Source organism: Candidatus Thermoplasmatota archaeon, assembly GCA_022848865.1.
GTDB lineage: Archaea > Thermoplasmatota > Thermoplasmata > RBG-16-68-12 > JAGMCJ01 > JAGMCJ01.
In genome coordinates this window covers 1-3,256 of record JAJISE010000083.1, presented here as the reverse complement: position 1 = coordinate 3,256, position 3,256 = coordinate 1, and the positions used below count along the sequence as shown (strand labels likewise).

Sequence of the window (3,256 nt, the reverse complement as noted above, 5' to 3'; positions counted from 1 at the left end):
CCAACTCGCGCTTTGGGGGGTATATCGCGTTCTGTAATAATGTATAAAGGCGGTGCATAGGAGTCCTAACTGTCCGCCATGAATCAGCCTGAACCATCTCCCAGACCCAGCAAGATTCGCGTCCTCCACGTCGACGACGAGACGACCCAACTGGATTTCACAAAGAAGTTCCTGGAGATGGCGGATGAAGGCCTAATCGTGGAATCGGCCGTCTCACCCGAGGACGCGTTGAGACTGTTCAAGACAGAGGCCTACGACTGTGTCGTCTCAGACTTCATGATGTCCCCGATGGACGGCATCGAGGTCGCCCGAAGGATCAGGGAGAGCAGCGACATACCCATCATCCTCTACACGGGACGGGGCAGCGAGGAGGTCGCCGAGGCCGCCTTCACTGTGGGCATAGACGACTACATCCGCAAGGAGATGAACCCCAGCCACTATCAGGTCCTGGCGCGAAGGATCAAACACGCTGTCGAAAGGTACCGAGCCGAAGATAATCTGCGGAGTAGAGAGCAGGAGCTCAGCTCGATGATAGAGAATTCCGTTGACGGAATTTTTCGAGTCGAGATGGCGCGGGGCATCACTAGGTGCAACTCAGCCTTCCTGAGGTTTTTTGGGTATTCACTCGAGGAGCTTCAGATGATGGGGATGGGCATGCTCGAGCTCATCCACGACGAAGATAAAGCTCAGTTCAGGTCCAGCTTGGATGATCTCTCCTCTCGGAAGCTGGAGAACTATACATCATTGAACCGATGGTATACGAAAAGTGGAGAAGTCATCTGGCTGGATAGTAACATTACAGGGTTGATTCAGGACGAGAAATTCATCGGGGTCGAAATCATCGCAAGGGACGTGACAGAGCAGAAACGGGCGGAAGAAGAGATTCGCGGCCTGGCGCTGTTCCCTTCTGAGAACTCTAATCCCGTGCTACGCATCTCCAAGGACGGGGTGATACTGTACGCGAACGCCGCTGCCAGGCCTCTTCTGGGGGAGTGGGGATCCAAGATCGGGGATGCCGTTCCAGATGGATGGGCGGAATGGGTATCGGGGGCATACAACTCAGGTTCGATCGATGAAAGAGAGAGCATCTACAGGGATAGAGTGTTCTCCTTCTCCGTCGTTCCGGTGGTGGACACAGACTACGTCAACATATATGGCAGAGACATCACCGAGCACAAGCGGATGGAGGAAGAGCTGAAGGCAAGTGAGGAAAAATACCGTTCTCTTCTCGAGGAGGGATTGGATGGTGTTGTGGTCACCCGGAACCGGGAATATCTCTACGTCAACCAGAGATACGCCGAGATGCTGGGATACTCAGACCCCTCTGATCTGATCGGGAGAAACACCAGCGAGGTGATTGACCCAAAAGACGCGGAGCAGCTGGATGTCATAAGCGAGCGGAGAAAGCGGGGGGACGTGCGACGGTTTATCTATGAGCTGAGGTCCCTGAAGAAAGACGGTTCTTCGATTTGGCTGGGGGTCGCCTCATCGGGCATCGAGTTCGAGGGGAACCAAGCTGTGATCACATATGCCCGTGACATCACAGAGCGGAAACGGATGGAGGAGGAGATCCAGAGAAGCGAGGCGAGGCTACGCCTGTTCATGGATACGGCCACGGACTATTTCTACCTCTACGACTCGAATCTGAACCTTCAAGACGTCAACAATTCGGGAATGATCGTCTTCCCCAACACAACGAATAAGGAAGATGTTCTAGGAAAGAACATACTCGAAATTATCCCGGGAATCGATGAAACAGAGAGACCCGAAAAGTACAAGGAGGTACTGGAGACGGGAAACCCCGTATTCTTTGACAGCGTCAAGCTGCACCCGAGCGTCGGCGACATCGAGATCGCGATAAAGGCCTTCAAGGTCGGGGACGGCCTCGGGATACACAGCTTCAACCTCACGGAGCAGAGGGTCACCGAGAAGAGATTCGAGACCCTGCACAGCCACGCAGCGGAGCTGGCATCGGCGACGACTCTGGCCGAGGTGGGGAAGAAGACCTTCGAGGCGATCGGGAAAACCCTGGAGGTCGATATTGGTAGCTTCCAAATAATCGAGAACGGCATGGTGAAACCGATCTACTCCCAGGACATCAGGCAGCGAAACTTCATCTCCATCAAAGTAGATGGCCCGGGAATAGTGGCGCGAACGGTCAGAGAAGGCACCACCCAACTAGTGCCCGACACCAGATCCGATCCGGATTTCATCACGGGACCCGAGGCCATGGGGAGAGAGATGCTATCGGAGCTCGCTGTCCCCGTGATCGTGAGGGATGAGGTCGTAGCCGTCATCAACGTCGAGAGCGTAGAACTCGGGGCCTTCGATTCCAACGACCAGAGACTCGTGGAGATCCTGGCCGAGCACGTTGCCTCGGCCATCGATAGGATACAGTCCCAGCGGAGGCTCGATGAGCTCCGTGAAAGGCATACCCGGGAACTGGTCGCGGGTGTCCAGAGGATCTCCTCCATGGTGCGCCACGACATCAAGGGGCCCCTCCAGACCATCATGAACGCCGCATACATCGCCAACAGGGAGCCCGAGAAGCGCGAGGAGATGATGGGCATAATCACGGGGAGCGTGAAGCATGCTAACGATATAATGGAAGACTGGAAGAACCAGGACTTCGAGGAGACCCTGGATATCACGGAGGTAGACCTTTCCCAGCTGATATCCGATTCACTGGCGGCATCCCTGATTCCCTCCAGCGTCACCGTCGAAGTGAATGTGGGCTCGATGAAGGTGAGCCTGGACAAGGTGAAGATGAGGCGGGTCATGGACAACCTCATCAGGAACGCGCTCGAGGCCATGAAGAACGACGGCAGGCTGACGATCTCCGCCCGGGAAGATGATCACGAAATTAAAATCGAGGTGTCCGACACGGGTATCGGAATCCCGGAGACCGAGCTGGGAAACCTCTTCAGGCCCTTCTACACCACGAAGGCCATGGGCATGGGCCTCGGTCTCACGTACAGCAGGCGGGCGGTGGAAGCCCACGAGGGCACCATAGACGTCGAATCTAAGGCGGGCGAGGGAGCCAAGTTCACTATATCGCTGCCGAAAAAGCCCGAGAAGGACTAGCAAGAGGGCAGTGAGGCAACAACTTACCCCACAAACGTGCCATCCTGACTTTCGAGGCTCCCATAAGACATAGTAATAACTAAACGCATCCATTAGAGTAATGGAATGCCCCAGAGGAATCCAGGGAATCGGACTCTTGCTCATCCTCGTTGTATCGGCATTATCCGGATCA

The 3,256-nt window shown here is 55.3% G+C and carries 1 protein-coding gene; it reads left to right on the top strand.

All coding sequences use genetic code 11. The annotated features are described in order from the left end of the window. Positions 1-78: 78 nt before the first annotated feature. Complete coding sequence (locus LN415_09675) at positions 79-3,084, top strand: PAS domain S-box protein (protein ID MCJ2557354.1); 3,006 nt, start codon at positions 79-81, stop codon at positions 3,082-3,084. Positions 3,085-3,256: the final 172 nt, after the last annotated feature.